The following is a 15526-nucleotide window of genomic DNA, read 5'->3' as shown; positions in this document are numbered from 1 at the left end:
TTTCCTAACTAATTTTTGCGAGAATAGCTCGCGGGGTTTGACGAAGCAGGGGAACGGTCGCTAAAAGTAGCGCCACAAAAGTAATCACATATCCGAGGACGAGGGCGGCCAGGATACTCCCGGCGCTCCCGCTCGCAGACAGGGCGGATAAAGACGGGCTGGCGGACTTGGCAAAGACCAGGGCAGATACCTTCCCTGACAGCAGAAATCCCAGGACCGCTCCGATAGCGCTGCCTATTAGCGCCAAGAAAGCGGCCTCTAGGGCGAGTTGCCCCAAGATATTCGCTTTGGTTTTTCCTACAGCCAGCAGCACCCCGATCTCGCGGGTGCGTCCGCGGATCCAAAAGATCATTATCAGGGCGAGGGCGGCTAGCCCGGCTCCACCGACTCCCACAGCCAGCCCGGTGAGCAGCTTATTCACCCCCGAAAGGGTAGCCAGCACCCCCGCAAATTGGGAGGCATTAGATTCGAAATTCAGCTCCGAATCCGTCTGTTTAGCCCCGCGCAAAGCCGCCGGTAACTCGGTGGCGTCCCCGGTAAAGTACCTAGCGGTGGTCAGTTCTTTCCCTCCCAAGAGTTGACTGCTTTTTAGGTCCGTAAAAATCTGATTCTCGGAAGCCCCGGCGGGTAGTCCTCCCAGATTCTCAGTTTTTCCGCTGAAAACCCCTACTACCGGCACTTTTACTGCATTTCCCTTGGCGTTCAGGCGTAGCTGGCTGCCAACACGTAAACCATTGCGCTCAGCAAACTCGCGGTGAATCAGGGCGCCTCGTTTGCTGGCTGTCAAATGTGTGCCACTTTCTAGCCGGTACAGCCTACCCATAAAAGACGGATGCAAATGACTATTAGTTGTCCCGATAATCCCGGCATCACCCGCGAACTCGCCGTCAAGTTGCACCCCGGAAGCGGTAGTTACCAGCTGCGCGCCCTCCGGCTTAGCCAAAGTTTCTTTTTCGAAAGCCGAGCGTTTCACCTGTGGCAAGCGGTTCAGCTTTTCTGCTTGCGCTAAAGAGATAGTGCCACTATTGCTGTGGGCAGTGAATCCCGCGTTCACCCCGGAGTTAATTGCCCCGGAAATCCCGGCCACCTGCGCGCGCACCCCTGACTGGGAAACCAGCGCGGTAAAAACCACCGCCATTATTAGCATGAGCAGCAAGGCGCGGCGCGGGCGACGGATGAGTGAATACCAGGCGCGCCGCCAAATACTAAGCGACCTCATTTGATATCCACCAAGAGGGCACGCGGCGGGCGGCGCAGCATCGGGAAGGACGCCGCCAATACGCAAAGCACGCCTACCAGCAGAGTTAGTAACACGGCAGTAATCACCGAAGGCGTAGCTAGCGAAACTGCTAACGCGTCCAGGGTCTTAGTCGCCGCCGAAGATTCCATATCGGCGCCTGCCTGCCCGGCCTGAGCCAATTCTTGCATTAGTGAACTATTGACCGAGGCCAATGCGGAATTGCCCAGCCATTGCGCGACTGCTCCAGAAATAAAGAACGCCAACACAAACGCAGGGATCGCGGTAATCACCAGTTCACACAGGTACTGCGCGAAAATACTGGCCTTGGAGGTGCCGACCGAAAGTAGTACCCCCGTTTCTTTCTTGCGTTCATTCATCCATAGGAACAACACCAGCGTTAAAATCAACAGCGCAAAACCAAACGCTGCAATCTTAGTGGTGCTCATCAGGGAATTTATCCCGCTAAGCGCCCCGGTAATCCCTGCTAAATATTGGGTGGCGGGCGATAGTTGGTAGTTGCGCCAATCAATCTTGAGGGAACCGGCTTTCTTTTCTACCTGCTCTAAATCCTTTTCGGAAGCAACGAAAAAGTTAGCATCCTGGTAAATCTCGTTGTCTTTGCCCATCTGGTAGAGGGCGCGGGTAGTATCCAAATCCGTGTAAACGGTATTGGCAAACAGCTCGCTGCGTTGCGCTGCCTGCCGAGTATTGGAGCCGCGCACCAATCCCACGATTTCCATTTCGGTTTCCGCAGTGGACTTTCGCAAATTATCGACGTCATAAGGATTACCTTTGAGTTTCAGCTTGCTGCCGATTTTCAGGCCATTAGCTTTCGCCAAATCTTCGTGGATGATTGCCTTATGGTGATCGCCAGGCTTTAAATGCCGTCCCGCCACCAAGGTTAACGCCCCAGAACGGAAATTATTGTCGATATCGGTACGGTTTACTCCCCACACGTTCACCGCATTGCCAAATTGGGCTTCCTTTTTGGCGTCATAGTCATTGGTTCCCAGTTTCTGAGTCTGGGCACCAACCAAATCAGCGGTCACGTTTTGCCTAGCCACATAGCTTTTAACCTCGGGTAGGTGCGCTATTTGGGCGATATCTGCAGGTTTAACAGTTCCAGCTCCCCGCGGGGTTCCCTGATTGAACTGGGGATTATTTCCTAGGACGAAGCCGGCTCCCGCCTTGGCCTCTACCTTCGCGCTCTCGCGGGCGCTCGCCCTCTCGATGGCATCCGCCGACATCAAAACGGTGGCCACTAAAGTGAGCACTGCGAAGATAACAATAGTTCTAACTGGTTTTCTAACGACGTATCGCCAAGCTCTTCCCACGAAGGACAAGTCCAGATCCTTTCAAAACAACCCAAGCACAACTTAGGTAACCCAAATAAACAAATGTTAGCTTTTCTATCCGGGCTGAAAGATTCCTGGGTCAGGGACAGAAAAAATCTGAAAACTGGAAAAAATGGGAAGAGAAAATCCTCTTACCAGGGATATCGTTCCGTAAGTATGCTAGGTCACAAAAATCTAGGAGCGGTTCCCAGCAAGCTAGTCCAGCAGGTTAATCCCGAAGGGGTAGTGGTAAAACTCTTTATCGGAGGCTTTAACGGCGCCTTTAATCGAACACACCAGGGTCATCACGAAAATAACGATAAACGCGATGATGGACAGGGGTATCAAAATGATGGTGAAGCAAAGTATCCAAGCCACCACGGAAGTGATAGTCATCGCCAAGTTAAAGTTAAAGGCGCCCGCGGCCGCGTTACGCACGAAAGGACTTTTATCTTTATAAATAAACCAAACGATGAGGGGGCCTACAAAGGTAAGCCAACCGGCAGAAACTACCATGGCGATTAGTGCTGCTAAATGAGCCAGAATCGCCATAGTCCGCTCATCTGCACTGACGCTGCTAGAAGCGTTAGGCATAGGCTGGTTCGGCAGCGGCGTCGAATAGGACGAGGAGTCACTCTGAGAAGCGTATTGCGGGTAAGAGGGGTTGGGGGATCCAGTCTGGATCCCGGGAAGCTGCTGATTTTCGAAGTTACCGGATTGGGGTTGATTATCATTCATACCCCTATTTTCCCATGAGGATGGCGGGGACAAAAGTAGAGCTAGCAATAATTTTTCTTTAGCGAAAAGCACAGCTTAACGCGGAGCGGGTGGGGCCAGGGCGTAGTTTATTTGGTGGTTAGGGCGGCGGGATCCAGCTTGGCCCTCAGGCGCGGGCGGCGGCGTTGAGCGATTAACCAGTGGTGCAAAAGTGCGGTTGAACAGCAGTCATACTCGTTATAGAGGGCGAGGAGCCGTAGCTGCTCGGCAGCATCAACGCTAAGCTCGGCTCCCGGATCGAGGGCGCCTGCTCGCGAGAGTGCGTCATAGACGATTACCGAATCCGCGCCGTTATCCAGGTCTTCTGAGCGCATCCAAGACCCCATATAGAACGGTTCCATCTCTTTAAGGGAATATCCGCCTTGACCAGTGCGAATAGCTGATTGCACCACTTGCTGCAGGTCCCGCATGGGGCCGCCCGCAGCCAGTAGGTAGCGCACTTCACCTGCTAATAGGCCGTGGCGAGAAGAGAGACGTTGCAGGTAGAGGCGTTCTTGCGGGGAATAATGGTAGATATGCATTTGCGGGAACTGGCGGAAACGCTGGCGCAAAAAATCGAGTAAATCAATCAGCAGCTGGCGTTCCTGGCTGCGATTATGCGCCCAAAACCTCCGATATTTTCCGCCGATACGCTTAGATAGTTCCCCTACTTCCTCCGCCACGTTTAGGGTGTCTGCTGCCGGTAGCGATTCTTGGCCACGAACCGGTAGCGCCGGAGTTAAAGTTTTCTGTTCACCCCAAGAATCTTCATCGCAGCAGACTATTCCGCCTAGGTAAATCAGCCCGGTGTGATCTTTTAGGGTCCAACCCCACAGGGAGTCGTTCTCAAAATCTAAATACACATCCCCCGGGTGAGGTTCGGGAAGAGCCATTAGCGCCGGAGCCAGCGGATTAGTTTCTAGCAGTAGTTCTCCTGGATGTTGCGCCACCTGCAACTGGGCTTGCCGGATTAACTCCGGGCTATATCCCCTAGGAGGATTGGCAGCAAAACCGCTGGCAGTGAAAATATTTTCGGCTCGCAATTCCCTGCGCAGTCCGGGACCTACCCCGCTGATCAGCAGGGGATCATCGTAACGCTCCAGTGCCCAACGGCAATGGGAGCAACTACCGCAAACCGTGTCGAGGGCGCGCCAAGTCTCCTCGGGGGTAGCGGCAAGTAAATCCTGGTCAGCCGCCATTTCCTGTGCCTGGGCATAAATGGGTTCCCACAGCTCTTCCAGTTCATCCAGAGAAAAGTCTATGGTCTTGCCATCAGCCAGCAACACTTGGGCGTAAGGGGCGAGTTTTGCCGCTAAAGCGGGAAAATCTGCGTTTAATAACTCCTGATTATGCCGAGCCAGATGCGCATATCCGGCAAGGAGGTTCACCGAGTCTTGGCGGGCATGGGCGGAAAAGCGCACCATTTGCAGCACCCAAGAATCGTCCTCGTAAACCAAAAACGGCAGGGTTCCGTTCAGATCTTCGGCGGTTAATTCCAGCTCAGTTTGGAAAATTCTCCCGGACGCCCGATACTTCGCCGCTAGTTTTTCATCCTCGCCGCTAGTTAAATCCCCGATATAGCGGTGAAAAACATCGGAGGCTTCCAGCTCAGTATTACCGGTGAGGTAGCACCAAAGCCGCCACTGACAGTTAGCGGCATGTGCCACCTCGGAAACTGCAAGCAGGCGGAAAGAATCAGGCATTGAGCAGCTTAGTTGTCTTGCTGTGCGTACTCTAGCGCCCAATAGGTGAGCACCATATCGGCTCCGGCACGCACAATCGCGTGCAAGGATTCGTCAATGGCGCGCTCGCGGTCAATCCACCCATTAGCGGCTGCTGCCTCTAACATGGCGTATTCCCCGCTGACCTGGTAGGCCGCGACTGGAACCGGGGACATTTCCGCCACATCGGCCAGTACATCCAGATAGTAACCGGCAGGTTTAACCATCACCATATCGGCGCCCTCGGTTAAATCTAGCTGGGTTTCAAATACGCCCTCCCGGCGGTTACGGGGATCTTGCTGGTAAGAGCGCCGATCGCCCTCTAGAGAGCAGGCAACCGCATCCCGGAAAGGACCAAAGAAAGCGGAGGCGTATTTCGCAGAGTAAGCCAAAATCACGGTGTCGGTGAATCCGGCGTCGTCAAGCGCCTCGCGAATCACCGCGATCTGGCCGTCCATCATCCCGGAAGGCGCTACCATATGGGCTCCGGCGCGCGCCTGACTGAGCGCCATTTTCGCATATAGCGGCAAGGTGGCGTCATTATCGACTTGACCGTCGGCGGTGACTACCCCGCAATGTCCGTGGCTGGTGAACTCATCCAGGCAGGTGTCTGCCCCCACTACCAGGTCATTTCCTACTTCTTCGCGCACCGCACGGATACCGCGATTCAAAATCCCGTTGGGATCCCAGGCGGGGCTGCCCTGCGCGTCCTTATCAGCAGTATTGGGAATCCCGAATAACATGATCCCGCCCACCCCGGCCTGTACGCACTCGGCGGCCAGTTCGCGAATCGACTCCACTGTATGCTGGAAAACCCCTGGTAGAGAGGGAATCTCTACCGCTTCCTCAATCCCGTCCCGCACAAACGCGGGCAGCATCAGCTGGGCGGGACTCACCCGGGTTTCGGCAATCAGGTTGCGCATCGCGGGGAAAGCCCGCAGGCGGCGAGGACGAATAGTTGGTGTCAGCAAAAGGTCATCAGTCATTTTTTCTCCTAGGTATCTGCAATGATTTTAACCCACCTGCCTGCCGCTTTCCGAAAGAGCGCTCGCAGCGATCGCTTCCACCTGCCGAATCTGGTTTTAATCCCCCAGATACTCAGAGAAAAAGCGGCGAAATATTCGGTAATAAACCCTAAGCCTTCCAGCTACCGGGCGATTCTCAGTATGATTTTCCTGTGGATGCGGTATTTAAGGTTCTGGGCTCGTATTTATATTTTGATCGGCAAACTTTAGGGAAGAAGTTCGCACGTAAGGTTTTATTACTTCGAGCCATCATTATCACGGTCGCGGTTTTTAACTGTCTGTTCTTGCTGTATGACGGGATATTAACCCAAGAATTTGACATCGGATACCTGCTGGCGATTGAGGCTTTAGTCATGGCCATATTAGCGATACGTTTCCCCGTTTTCTGGGTAGGTTACGCCCTCACCTCGGTCGCATTAATTGGGGGAGATGAGATTTATTGGGCACCGATTTTCCCCGCCTCCAATATTGCCCTCTTAGATACTTTTTCTTTTTCCCCCAAGCGCTTAGGGCCAGCAGTATTGATTCCTACGGTAATTAATGTCTTTTTCTTTTTCGTCTGGGCAAACCCGGTAGATTTCGAAGCGGTAAGTGCTTTTTCGGATGTGGCCTGTTTCTCGATTGCCGGGATTTTAGTAAAAACCTGGATGGATCGTTCTTTTCAGGTAGGACGCGAAGAACAGGAAGCCCGCGAGGCGGAGCGGCGGGACCTTAATGTTCGCCTCCACGATAATGTTTTACGGCACTGCACACATATTGCACTCGCTGCGGAACAAAGCCAGCGGGACTTGTTACCTTTAGAGGAGTTTAGGGACACTGCCGCGCACGAGGCCGCAGAAATATCGCAGGCTATCCGCGCCCTCATCAATTCGGAAAAAACCTTGCCGGAAAAGACCGAGGTGGTGACCCAGAGCTTAACGGAGGTGCTCTCTAAGGCGGTAGCCCAGCTTAAGAAGCAGGGATTCCCGGTTTCCTACCAGTGTGAAAAAACTGGAGAAATTGAGTGTTCTCGGCAGCAGCAGCGCACAGTGGCGCAGGTGGTGGCAGAACTTTTTGAAAATATTTTCCGCTATGGCGATCCTAAGCATCCAGTAACTGTCAATGCGCGGATTTATGAAAATAGCTTCCGCCTAGAAACCAAGAATCAGATCCGGGGCAGGACAGTGGATTCTTCGAAGATGGGGTTAGGGCTGGCCAGTAAACGGATGCTGGAGATCGGCGGCCTGCTCACCTATGGTAAACGTGCTGACCAGTGGCAGAACCTATTACAGCTTGAGGTTGGTAGCGACTAGGTAGACTTCAGCTATTGTCGCGTCCTCGTTACCCCAACCTTAGGGAAGGTTATTTGGGTAGCTGACTGCTCCGTCTTGCACCAGGACAGCCACTGCTGCTGTTCGCGAGGAAGTGTGGGTTTTTTCCAGTAGCGCAGTTACAGTTTCTTTCACCGTGGATAGGGAGTAACTCATTTTCTCTGCGATCTCGCGGTTAGACATTCCCTGCAAAATTAGCTCTGAAACTGCTTGCTCCCGCTCGGTGAGAGCAATTTGAGAGGGGGCAGGGATACTTTGGAACAATCCCTGTACTACCGCGTGGGAGACCACCACGGAGTCTTGCATGATTACCGAGAGGAAACTGGGCAAGTCTTTTAAGACATCGGCTTTATTTAGGAATCCCCGCGCACGGGCGAGCAGGGCGGTGCGGGCTACATCTGCCACTTCCAGGCTAGAAATAATCACCACTTTTTGCTGCGGGTTTTGCTGGGTGATCTGCTTGCAGATTATGTCCCCGGTGGTCTCGCCTAAGAGGTAGTCAAGTAACACCAGGTCTACGGGATCGCGGTGACAGGATTCGCGGGCTTGTTCAGGATTGGAGGTTGCCCAGGAGACTGCACAATTGGGGGTACTATTCAAAATTGCTGCCAATGCTTGCAGTGCAAAGGGATCGTCATCAACCAACCCGATAGTGATTTCTTGTTCGCTCACGGCCACCTCCTCGTTGTTTTTTAGAATATACGTTTCGACGCCACTATAGCTGCAAACCAGCCGGCAGCAAGCACCCCGGTGAAAAATGTAACCACCGAGTAGCCACCCGGATATTAATCCTGGCCACCTGGCGCTAATATCCAGCCACTTGACCATTGAATTACCCATTTGACCTTTGGAAACATGAAAGTGTCACTTCAAATATCACGAGGGGGTTGCAAAATGAAGATCAATAAGAAGGTGGGGGCGGTTGTTTTAGCTGGCGTTTTAACCTGCATAACTTCAGTGGGGGCGGGGTATTTGTGGGGGAGTCATGCCCAGGAACACGCCGCCGTGAAAGACGTAGCAGATCTGCCCATGTATAGCTGGTGTTCACTTTCTACTTTGCGAGATGCGACCGATGCCGGTTACGGGGTAGAGGGAAGTGAAAATCAGTGCTATCAACCGGTAGTTGGCACCATGGAGTTTCAGAAAAAACACTATAAAGTCTTGCTGTATCCGGAATATCTCAACAAAGATAAGGCTTTCGAGGCTTTTAATACCATGTATAAACCCTGGATTGATAACATCCAGAAAAAGCTACGTTTACCTGCCTTCAAACCGGAAAATTTCTCCGCCTGGAGGAATTCCGGCAATAAAGAACACAGATACCTGAACTCGCTCGACGACTTATCAGCCATGCGGTTTTCAAAAGAACTCAACATTATTCGAGAGTTCCTCGAAGGCTATCAGGCAGCGGAAACCAATGCGCAACTGCGTAAAAGTCTAGACGAGTTCGATAAACTTGCGGCTCCATTTATGAAAGAGGGTGCGCCAGCGCAACTTGCCAGCCAGGAGGAAGAAGCATCTGGTGATGACGCCGAGGTCGAGATGATAAAAAGAAATAGATACGAAGAAAAAGCAGGTGAGCTTTGTACTGCATTAGCCAGAACCAGGGAAAGTTATCGGCCAGAAATTTCCCGGCAGTACGATAATAAATCTCTAGAAAAACTACTTTTCGCCGATGGTGTTTGCTAGAGTAACCAAAGCTGTGGGCAGCATGAAAGGAACAGAGGGATGCTGAAAGTTTTTGCCTGGATATTCACTATCCTATGTGTAGTGTTGCTGGCTGTAGGGGCGCTGATTCTTTATGTGATCGACACCGACAGCAGTTTCCCCTTTGGCGCCGGAATCATGGTGATGGCCTCCATCGTTTTCGGGGTAATCGGCTGCGTATTGTGGGGAGTGGAAATCACTAAAACTAATCGCGACGAAAAGTAAAGGTTGTAATAGTAATAATCCGCCCCCGCGGCCTCGGAAAAAATAATGGCTTTTGCCTGCGATTTTCCGAGGTCGCGGGGGCGGGATTTATTTAGGAAACAGATTTAAATATCGTAGTAAAGCTGGAATTCATAAGGATGCACCACCTGCCGCAGCGGGGCCACCTCATTTTGTTCCTTGTAGGCAATCCAAGTGTCAATCAAGTCCGGGGTAAATACCTCACCTTCAGTCAAGAAGTCCTGGTCAGCGCGGAGTGCCTCTAAAGCTGCATCCAGAGAACAAGGCAGTTTCGGAATGTCATGATATTCGGCTGGCGGCAGCTCATAGAGATCCTTATCGATGGGAGCTGGCGGCTCTAGGCGATTTTGAATCCCGTCAATCCCCGCCATCAGGCAAGCCGCGAAGGACAGGTAAGGGTTCGCGCTAGGGTCAGGAACCCGGTATTCCACCCGTTTAGCTTTCGGGGAAGTGCCAGTCACCGGAATCCGGATACAGGCAGAACGGTTACGCGCCGAATACACCAGGTTAATTGGAGCCTCAAAACCGGGAACCAGCCGCCGATAAGAGTTAACCGAAGGGTTAGTGAACGCCAGCAATGCCGGCGCATGCTGCAACAAGCCCCCAATAAAGTAACGAGCCAGGTCAGAGAGGGAACCATAACCGGTTTCGTCATAGAACAGCGGCTCGCCCTCTTTCCAAAGCGAAAAATGGGAGTGCATCCCCGAGCCGTTATCGCCCGCCATCGGTTTGGGCATAAAGGTGGCGGTAACTCCCGCCTCTTGCGCGGCGTTCTTAATCAGGTACTTGAACTTCATCATGTCGTCACCCGCCGCCATCAGCGAGTTGAAACGATAGTTAATCTCGTGTTGCCCCCCGGAGCCGACCTCGTGGTGGGATCGCTCCACTTTTAACCCGGAGTCACTGAGCAGCTTCACCATGTAATCGCGCAGGTCACAGAACTTATCGGAGGGCGCCACCGGGAAGTAACCGCCCTTCAAAGGAGTCTTATAGGCGAGGTTTCCGCCCTCTTCCTCCCGGCCGGTGTTCCAGTAGCCTTCAACAGAATCCAGTTTCACAAACGTGTCATAAGGCTGGGTTTGGTAACGCACCGAATCAAAAAGATAAAACTCGGCTTCGGCGCCAATAAAGCAGGTATCGGCGATTCCGGTAGAGCGCAGGTAGGCTTCCGCTTTAGAGGCGACCTGGCGAGGATCACGCGGGAAAGGCGCATCGGTGAAAGGATCCACGATGGAACAGTTCACCGCCAAAGTGGGGCAAGCGCGGAAGGGATCCACATAGGCGTCAGACACATCGGTTATCAGCTTCATATCCGACTTATCTATCGAGGTGAAACCGCGAATAGAGGAACCATCGAACATCAACCCGTTTTCTAGGGCATCCGCAAACTGGTCGGCGGGAATCGTAAAATGCTGACTGGTGCCAATCAGATCGCAAAAACGGATATCAATCAGTTCGATACCCTGGTCGGCAACAAATTTTAGGGCTTCTTCGTGGGAGTTAAACAATCGTTCCTCCTTAGGTAAGCCATGCGGCTTGCGGATAAGAAAACTAAAAAAAGCATACCGCGCCAAGGGACTTTAGCGAGATTCGCGCCCAAAAGCGTGAATAGTTTCGCAAATATTTTCCGAGGGCGCGGCACGGTTTCCCGAAACTGGCGGGGATAATCAGCTGCGATGCCCAAGATGTCTGCCGCTCAGCACGGAAGAGCATTCGCAAATTCCCTTATCCGGGGCTGGCGCTCGCTTTTTGTGCGGAGAATTCACAGATGCGGCAGCTGCAGGCAACTTCGGAAATCAGTAGCTGTTACCTGCCTAAACGGGTAGTCAGCAATCCTTACTTGCCGATGTCTTTCAGTTTGACGTTCTTGAAATCAATGTCAAACTTGATGTCTTTACCCGAAAAATCTACGTTCTTGAGGACGAAAGCTTTATTCAAATCCATCGGGATTTCTTTCTTTTTCATTCCCATATCAGCAGGATTTAGCTTTTGCCCCATGAACTCGTCACTACCGTTGATCATGAACTTGTCGGGGACTAGGAAAAGTTTTCCAGATTCTCCCGACTTTCCGGGTTCAAACTGCATACGCATCACGACCTGGAACCTTAGTCCGTCCTCATCGCCCTCGGCGGTGATCTTGTTACCTTCACGTTTCATGGTTAAGTTGGGGTCAGTCATCATTTTGTCTAGCTCTTCCCCAGGCATACTAAAAGATATATTCCCCTTCTCAATCAGGGGATCGTCCCCACCCTTGAGACCGTAAGCATCGAGCTTAAAATCTTTTATCTTCAGCTTGTCCTTTTTACCGGCATTCTGCTTACCGAAAGATCCTTGCTTAAATTCTCCTTCAGCGGCAGTAACCTTCGCGTGTCGGTAATACTCTTTAAAGTAGCTAATCAGCATGGGGGAGGAATCTATCTCCGTCTGCACCTTAGAAAAGCCTTCACTGGTGAAACTGGATTTGAGATTATCTTCTTGGGTTTTGGCAACTACCGCATTAGCGACAAATAACCCGACCAACGCGACAACTAGCACCGCCACAATCACGATGGTGACAATCAAACCAGTCTTGTTCTTCTTGGGAGGTACAGCCGGCGGCATGGGTGAGGCGGGTATTTGCGGGTTTACCGGTGAAAACTGGGGGCTTTGCGGTATCGGGGAACCTTGGGGAACGGGGTTTTCACTATTAGGCTGGGGTGTATAACTCATGCTTTATTTTAACAGTTGTGGTCTAGCTAATGCCGCTAGTTAAGGTGTTTTCTGCATACGTTACCCAACGGTTTATAAACGTTAACCAAAATTTCACACCTAAACTGTCAGCTGCTTCAATCCGCAGTTATCGTTCGAGGCAGGAACGTAGCGCCGCAGCCAGCCCGCCTGCATCCGGAGTCTTAGCTACCGCGGTAACTGCTAGCCCTAAATCCTTTGCTACCTGCGCAGAAGGCTCCCCAATGCAAACTAGGCGGGGGAGGGCGCGGCCAGAGTCAGTGGCATCGGAACTAAACACCCCAAAGTCAGTGAGGGCGCGCAGGTTAGAGCCAGAAGTAACCGCCACCGCATCGGCTTGGAAATATACTTCCGGACACGCGGAAACCGGGGTCATGGTGTAGAGGGGGCAAACATCGATCTGGTAGCCCTGCTCACTTAAAGCTGCTGTTAAATCGGGTTTGCTTAGCGCCGATCCCGGTAAAAATATCCGACCAGGGGAGGAAGTGCTGGGGGATAAGTCCGCAAAGCGGCGTGCTAAATCGGTAGCATTGCCGCCCGCCTGCAAGGCGACATTCCAACCGGCCTTGCTCGCGGCCTGGGCACTAGCCTTACCTACCGCTGCTACCTGGGGAAAGGTGGTTAGAGGCGGTTCGGTAGCTAACAGTTCTTGTAAATAGGTGACAGTGCGGGCAGAAGTAATAACCACCCAGCTATATTCCCCGTGCTTTAAACGCTGCAGGCAGACGGGAAGTTGCGGGGGTGAAACCGGGAGAGAACGGGTAACCGGAGCGCCAACTACCCGGAAGTCAGGCAATTCCACCTGCAGCTTTTTCGTAAGTGGGCGCGTTGCCGCGGCGGTCAGTGCCACTGTAAACGCCATTGTCGCCCTCCGAAAATAGTTTCCCGTTGCCGGTTCTTAGCCGCGCGCCTTAGCAGCGCCCAGGTCAGCGAGCTCGCCGCCACCTGCCTCCAAAAGGGCGCGAGCCACACTTTCACCGAGCTGGCGCGCCTGGTCAAGCATCTCGGCAAAAGTTTTCTCCGGATCCGCCTGCAAGGAATCACTGATGCGCACCTCGCGGGTACCATCCAGGGAAATAATCGCGGCAGTCAGAGTGAGTATCCCTCGCTCCATCTGCGCAAACGCCCCCACCGGAGCGGCACACCCGGCGTTTAGTTCCGCTAAAACAGCTCGTTCCGCAGTAGCAGTAAGGGCAGTTGCCAGGTCATTAATTTCCTCCAGGGCAGCCGCTAAATCGGGGTGCGCTTCTAGCGCCGCCTTCGATGCTTCCACCGCGAGAGCCCCTTGCGCCGGAGCCGGCAGCACCTGTTCGGGATCGAAACGCTCACTGGCGTAAGCGCCGAGTCCGATCCGATCCAAACCGGCGGCCGCCAAAATCACCGCATCCAGGTCATGCGCGCCCTGCGAAATTTTTTCGCGAGTCTCCCGACCATCAGTAAAATCGGCCTGCGGAGCGCTAATACCTTTCACTCTGCCCAGGCGGGTAGGAACATTTCCGCGAATATCCACTATCTTCAGGTCAGGACGTAAAGCTAAAATCTGGGCGGCGCGGCGCGGAGAACCCGTCCCCACGGTGGCGCCTGGCGGCAAAGTTTCCAAAGTTAAACCGGGAGCGGCGCACAGAGCGTCCCGGGCATCAGCGCGGCTCGGAATCGCCGCAACTTTTAGACCCGAAACCGGCTGGGTAGGTAAATCTTTAAAAGAATGCACTGCTAAATGACAGTTTTCCTCCAGGAGCGCCAGGCGTAGTTGCGCGGCAAATACGCCCACTCCTCCTAGCTTTTGTAAAGAGGCTCGGGAAATATCGCCGGCCGTGCGCACTTGCCGCAGCTGCACATTTAGCCCATGTTCACGCAAAGCCGTGGCCACAGTTTCTGATTGAGTAACTGCCAGGCGAGAGGCGCGAGTTCCCAAAACTAAAGCATCGTCCTTCGCCTCACTGATCCAGCCGGTACCGCGCAATTTAATGGTTTGCGCCTGGCGCACTACTGCGGCAATCCCGGAACCGGCAACCCAGGAGCCTGCCAGCTCCAGACCAGGATAAGCCCGCAGATCTTCCAGCATCTTGGCGGTCATTTCCCGATGCTTGGGAGTAAAGGGCGGCAGGGAGCCATCCCAGTGAATAATCATCGATCCCAGCAGCTGATCCGGGGAAATCTCCACCCCCAGCAGCCGGGATGCGTCCTGCAATGCCCCCTCGACCGATACCGGAATCTCCGGTCCATTCGCCCAACCATAAGATACTCGGAGCAGATGGCGGCCTTTACCGGCAGCTTCTTCCGCCCAGGGCCATTTAGAAGTGTAGTGGGTGATCGCTTTTGCTCCCACGCAGCCATTTTCAATATCTTCACTGCTCGGGCGCTGTACCAACATTCCCGAACCACGCGGATGGGCATCTAAGGCCGGGCAATCAACAAATAGGGTTACGTGCGCGATCGGCCCTCCCTGCGGGAGCTGACCGACTTCAATACCTGGTACTTTGCGCAGCATCGGCGCAGCTAAATAACCTGGTAGCGCTACTACTACCTGCGGCACGGTGACCGAGACTGCCTCTCCGATATTTATGGGGCTTGCCCCCGGGGTCGGCCCCGATTTGGTGTTAGAAACCGTCACCTTCCAGCCTGCTGAGCCGGGTTGATCCGAGCCTGCAGCGGGGCCGTCAGCGGCGGCAGATTCATCTGCAACCGGTGCCAGGTCGAGGGCGCGCACATGGGATAAAATCAACCCCCCGCCCTCTTCGATGCGCTGCGCTAAGGTTTCTACCAGGCGGAACATTCCTCCCTCAGAGGCAAGCACTGCCGGTTTACCCGGCTTCAGTCCCCGCAAACTGGCAACTGCCTTCACCAGCGAGCCGTGCTCTTTTAGTGCCGGGCGCAAACCACGCAAGGTGGTGTCGGCATTTAAGCGGTCGGTACTGGCGGAGTGGATGCCGCCGGCCACAGGGGCAACTACTTTCTCTAAAACTGCTTTTCCGAGGCGGGCAGTTACCAGATCGGAGACAGTGGCTTCTTCTGCCCCCACTTCCGGACCCATAGTTAAGTCCTGGTGGGCGCGCTCCATTTCTGCTTCACTGAGTGCCTGCACAATCCCGGGGTCATCCAGGCTGGCGGGAATTCCCAGCATACCGTGGGGAATCGGGAGGGCGCCCTCGGGAATACCTGCACGTTCATGGTGGAAAATCCAAGATTTACCCCGGGGAGCCACTAGCGGTAAACCTAGCTCGCCGCATAAATCTTTGACTTCGGTAGCTCCGGCCGCGAAAGCCTCAGCGCCAATATCGAAAGTGAAGTCCCCAAAACGTCCCGAACAGATCAGGCCGCCGGGGCGTCCTCGTTCCTCGATCACCGCCACCCGCGCGCCCTGTTTTTGCAGAGTATAGGCGCTGGTTAATCCGGCTAGCCCCCCTCCGATAACCAAAACATCATAATCGGCTAATCCAGCTAGGTCGTGCATTGCATCTCC

At 53.6% G+C, this 15526-nt stretch carries 13 protein-coding genes; 3 read left to right on the top strand and 10 right to left on the bottom strand.

The window, feature by feature from the left end; genetic code table 11:
• Positions 1 to 4 precede the first annotated feature (4 nt).
• The 5 genes from KO216_RS09010 to hemB form a co-directional block, all read right to left on the bottom strand.
• On the bottom strand, positions 5 to 1219 hold the full coding sequence (locus KO216_RS09010) for an ABC transporter permease (RefSeq protein ID WP_215523865.1): 1215 nt from the start codon (positions 1217 to 1219) through the stop codon (positions 5 to 7).
• On the bottom strand, positions 1216 to 2502 hold the full coding sequence (locus tag KO216_RS09005; RefSeq protein WP_309547311.1) for an ABC transporter permease: 1287 nt from the start codon (positions 2500 to 2502) through the stop codon (positions 1216 to 1218). The genes KO216_RS09010 and KO216_RS09005 overlap by 4 nt, the downstream gene beginning before the upstream one ends.
• A 288-nt stretch (positions 2503 to 2790) precedes the next feature.
• Positions 2791 to 3312: a DUF4870 domain-containing protein gene (locus tag KO216_RS09000; protein ID WP_215523863.1), complete on the bottom strand. Its 522-nt coding sequence runs from the start codon at positions 3310 to 3312 to the stop codon at positions 2791 to 2793.
• 107 nt (positions 3313 to 3419) lie between these two features.
• Entirely contained in the window at positions 3420 to 5033 is a 1614-nt protein-coding gene (locus tag KO216_RS08995) for a ribonuclease H-like domain-containing protein (protein ID WP_215523862.1), read from the bottom strand.
• An 8-nt stretch (positions 5034 to 5041) separates the two neighbouring features.
• Positions 5042 to 6037 carry a porphobilinogen synthase gene (hemB, locus tag KO216_RS08990; RefSeq protein ID WP_215523861.1) on the bottom strand — a complete coding sequence of 332 codons (996 nt, stop codon included), beginning with the start codon at positions 6035 to 6037 and terminating at the stop codon, positions 5042 to 5044.
• Between the two features lie 191 nt (positions 6038 to 6228).
• On the opposite strand from hemB, the gene KO216_RS08985 reads away from it, so the two are divergent.
• Complete coding sequence (locus KO216_RS08985) at positions 6229 to 7368, top strand: sensor histidine kinase (protein ID WP_215523860.1); 1140 nt, start codon at positions 6229 to 6231, stop codon at positions 7366 to 7368.
• Between the two features lie 39 nt (positions 7369 to 7407).
• On the opposite strand, the gene KO216_RS08980 is transcribed toward KO216_RS08985, so the two are convergent.
• Positions 7408 to 8058 (bottom strand): response regulator transcription factor, encoded by a 651-nt coding sequence (locus tag KO216_RS08980; RefSeq protein WP_215523859.1) that lies wholly within the window; start codon positions 8056 to 8058, stop codon positions 7408 to 7410.
• A 222-nt stretch (positions 8059 to 8280) separates the two neighbouring features.
• Between KO216_RS08980 and KO216_RS08975 the strand changes: the two genes are divergently transcribed.
• Together KO216_RS08975 and KO216_RS08970 are read left to right on the top strand one after the other, a co-directional pair.
• The gene (locus KO216_RS08975) at positions 8281 to 9075 is read left to right on the top strand and encodes a hypothetical protein (RefSeq protein ID WP_215523858.1); all 795 of its coding nucleotides are present in this window, start codon (positions 8281 to 8283) and stop codon (positions 9073 to 9075) included.
• Between the two features lie 39 nt (positions 9076 to 9114).
• Complete coding sequence (locus KO216_RS08970; protein ID WP_215523857.1) at positions 9115 to 9318, top strand: hypothetical protein; 204 nt, start codon at positions 9115 to 9117, stop codon at positions 9316 to 9318.
• A 104-nt stretch (positions 9319 to 9422) separates the two neighbouring features.
• Here KO216_RS08970 and glnA read toward each other — a convergent pair whose 3' ends face one another.
• From glnA to hemC, 4 genes are all read right to left on the bottom strand, one after another.
• On the bottom strand, positions 9423 to 10844 hold the full coding sequence (gene glnA, locus KO216_RS08965) for a type I glutamate--ammonia ligase (protein WP_215523856.1): 1422 nt from the start codon (positions 10842 to 10844) through the stop codon (positions 9423 to 9425).
• Between the two features lie 328 nt (positions 10845 to 11172).
• Complete coding sequence (locus KO216_RS08960) at positions 11173 to 12045, bottom strand: hypothetical protein (RefSeq protein WP_215523855.1); 873 nt, start codon at positions 12043 to 12045, stop codon at positions 11173 to 11175.
• Positions 12046 to 12172: 127 nt separating this feature from the next.
• Entirely contained in the window at positions 12173 to 12925 is a 753-nt protein-coding gene (locus KO216_RS08955) for a uroporphyrinogen-III synthase (protein ID WP_215523854.1), read from the bottom strand.
• Positions 12926 to 12961: 36 nt separating this feature from the next.
• On the bottom strand, positions 12962 to 15517 hold the full coding sequence (hemC, locus tag KO216_RS08950; RefSeq protein WP_309547310.1) for a hydroxymethylbilane synthase: 2556 nt from the start codon (positions 15515 to 15517) through the stop codon (positions 12962 to 12964).
• Positions 15518 to 15526: the final 9 nt, after the last annotated feature.

The sequence above is a fragment of the Varibaculum prostatecancerukia genome (genome assembly GCF_943169825.2).
GTDB lineage: Bacteria > Actinomycetota > Actinomycetes > Actinomycetales > Actinomycetaceae > Varibaculum > Varibaculum prostatecancerukia.
Note: the sequence above shows the minus strand (reverse complement) of the source record. Positions and strands in the feature narration are given on the sequence as shown.

Coding starts and splice junctions, on each gene's coding strand:
- KO216_RS08995 (WP_215523862.1), bottom strand. CDS start 5,033: ATGCCTGATTCTTTCCGCCTGCTTGCAGTTTCCGAGGTGGCACATGCC.
- KO216_RS09000 (WP_215523863.1), bottom strand. CDS start 3,312: ATGAATGATAATCAACCCCAATCCGGTAACTTCGAAAATCAGCAGCTT.
- KO216_RS08960 (WP_215523855.1), bottom strand. CDS start 12,045: ATGAGTTATACACCCCAGCCTAATAGTGAAAACCCCGTTCCCCAAGGT.
- KO216_RS08970 (WP_215523857.1), top strand. CDS start 9,115: ATGCTGAAAGTTTTTGCCTGGATATTCACTATCCTATGTGTAGTGTTG.
- KO216_RS08955 (WP_215523854.1), bottom strand. CDS start 12,925: ATGGCGTTTACAGTGGCACTGACCGCCGCGGCAACGCGCCCACTTACG.
- hemB (WP_215523861.1), bottom strand. CDS start 6,037: ATGACTGATGACCTTTTGCTGACACCAACTATTCGTCCTCGCCGCCTG.
- hemC (WP_309547310.1), bottom strand. CDS start 15,517: ATGCACGACCTAGCTGGATTAGCCGATTATGATGTTTTGGTTATCGGA.
- KO216_RS09010 (WP_215523865.1), bottom strand. CDS start 1,219: ATGAGGTCGCTTAGTATTTGGCGGCGCGCCTGGTATTCACTCATCCGT.
- KO216_RS08975 (WP_215523858.1), top strand. CDS start 8,281: ATGAAGATCAATAAGAAGGTGGGGGCGGTTGTTTTAGCTGGCGTTTTA.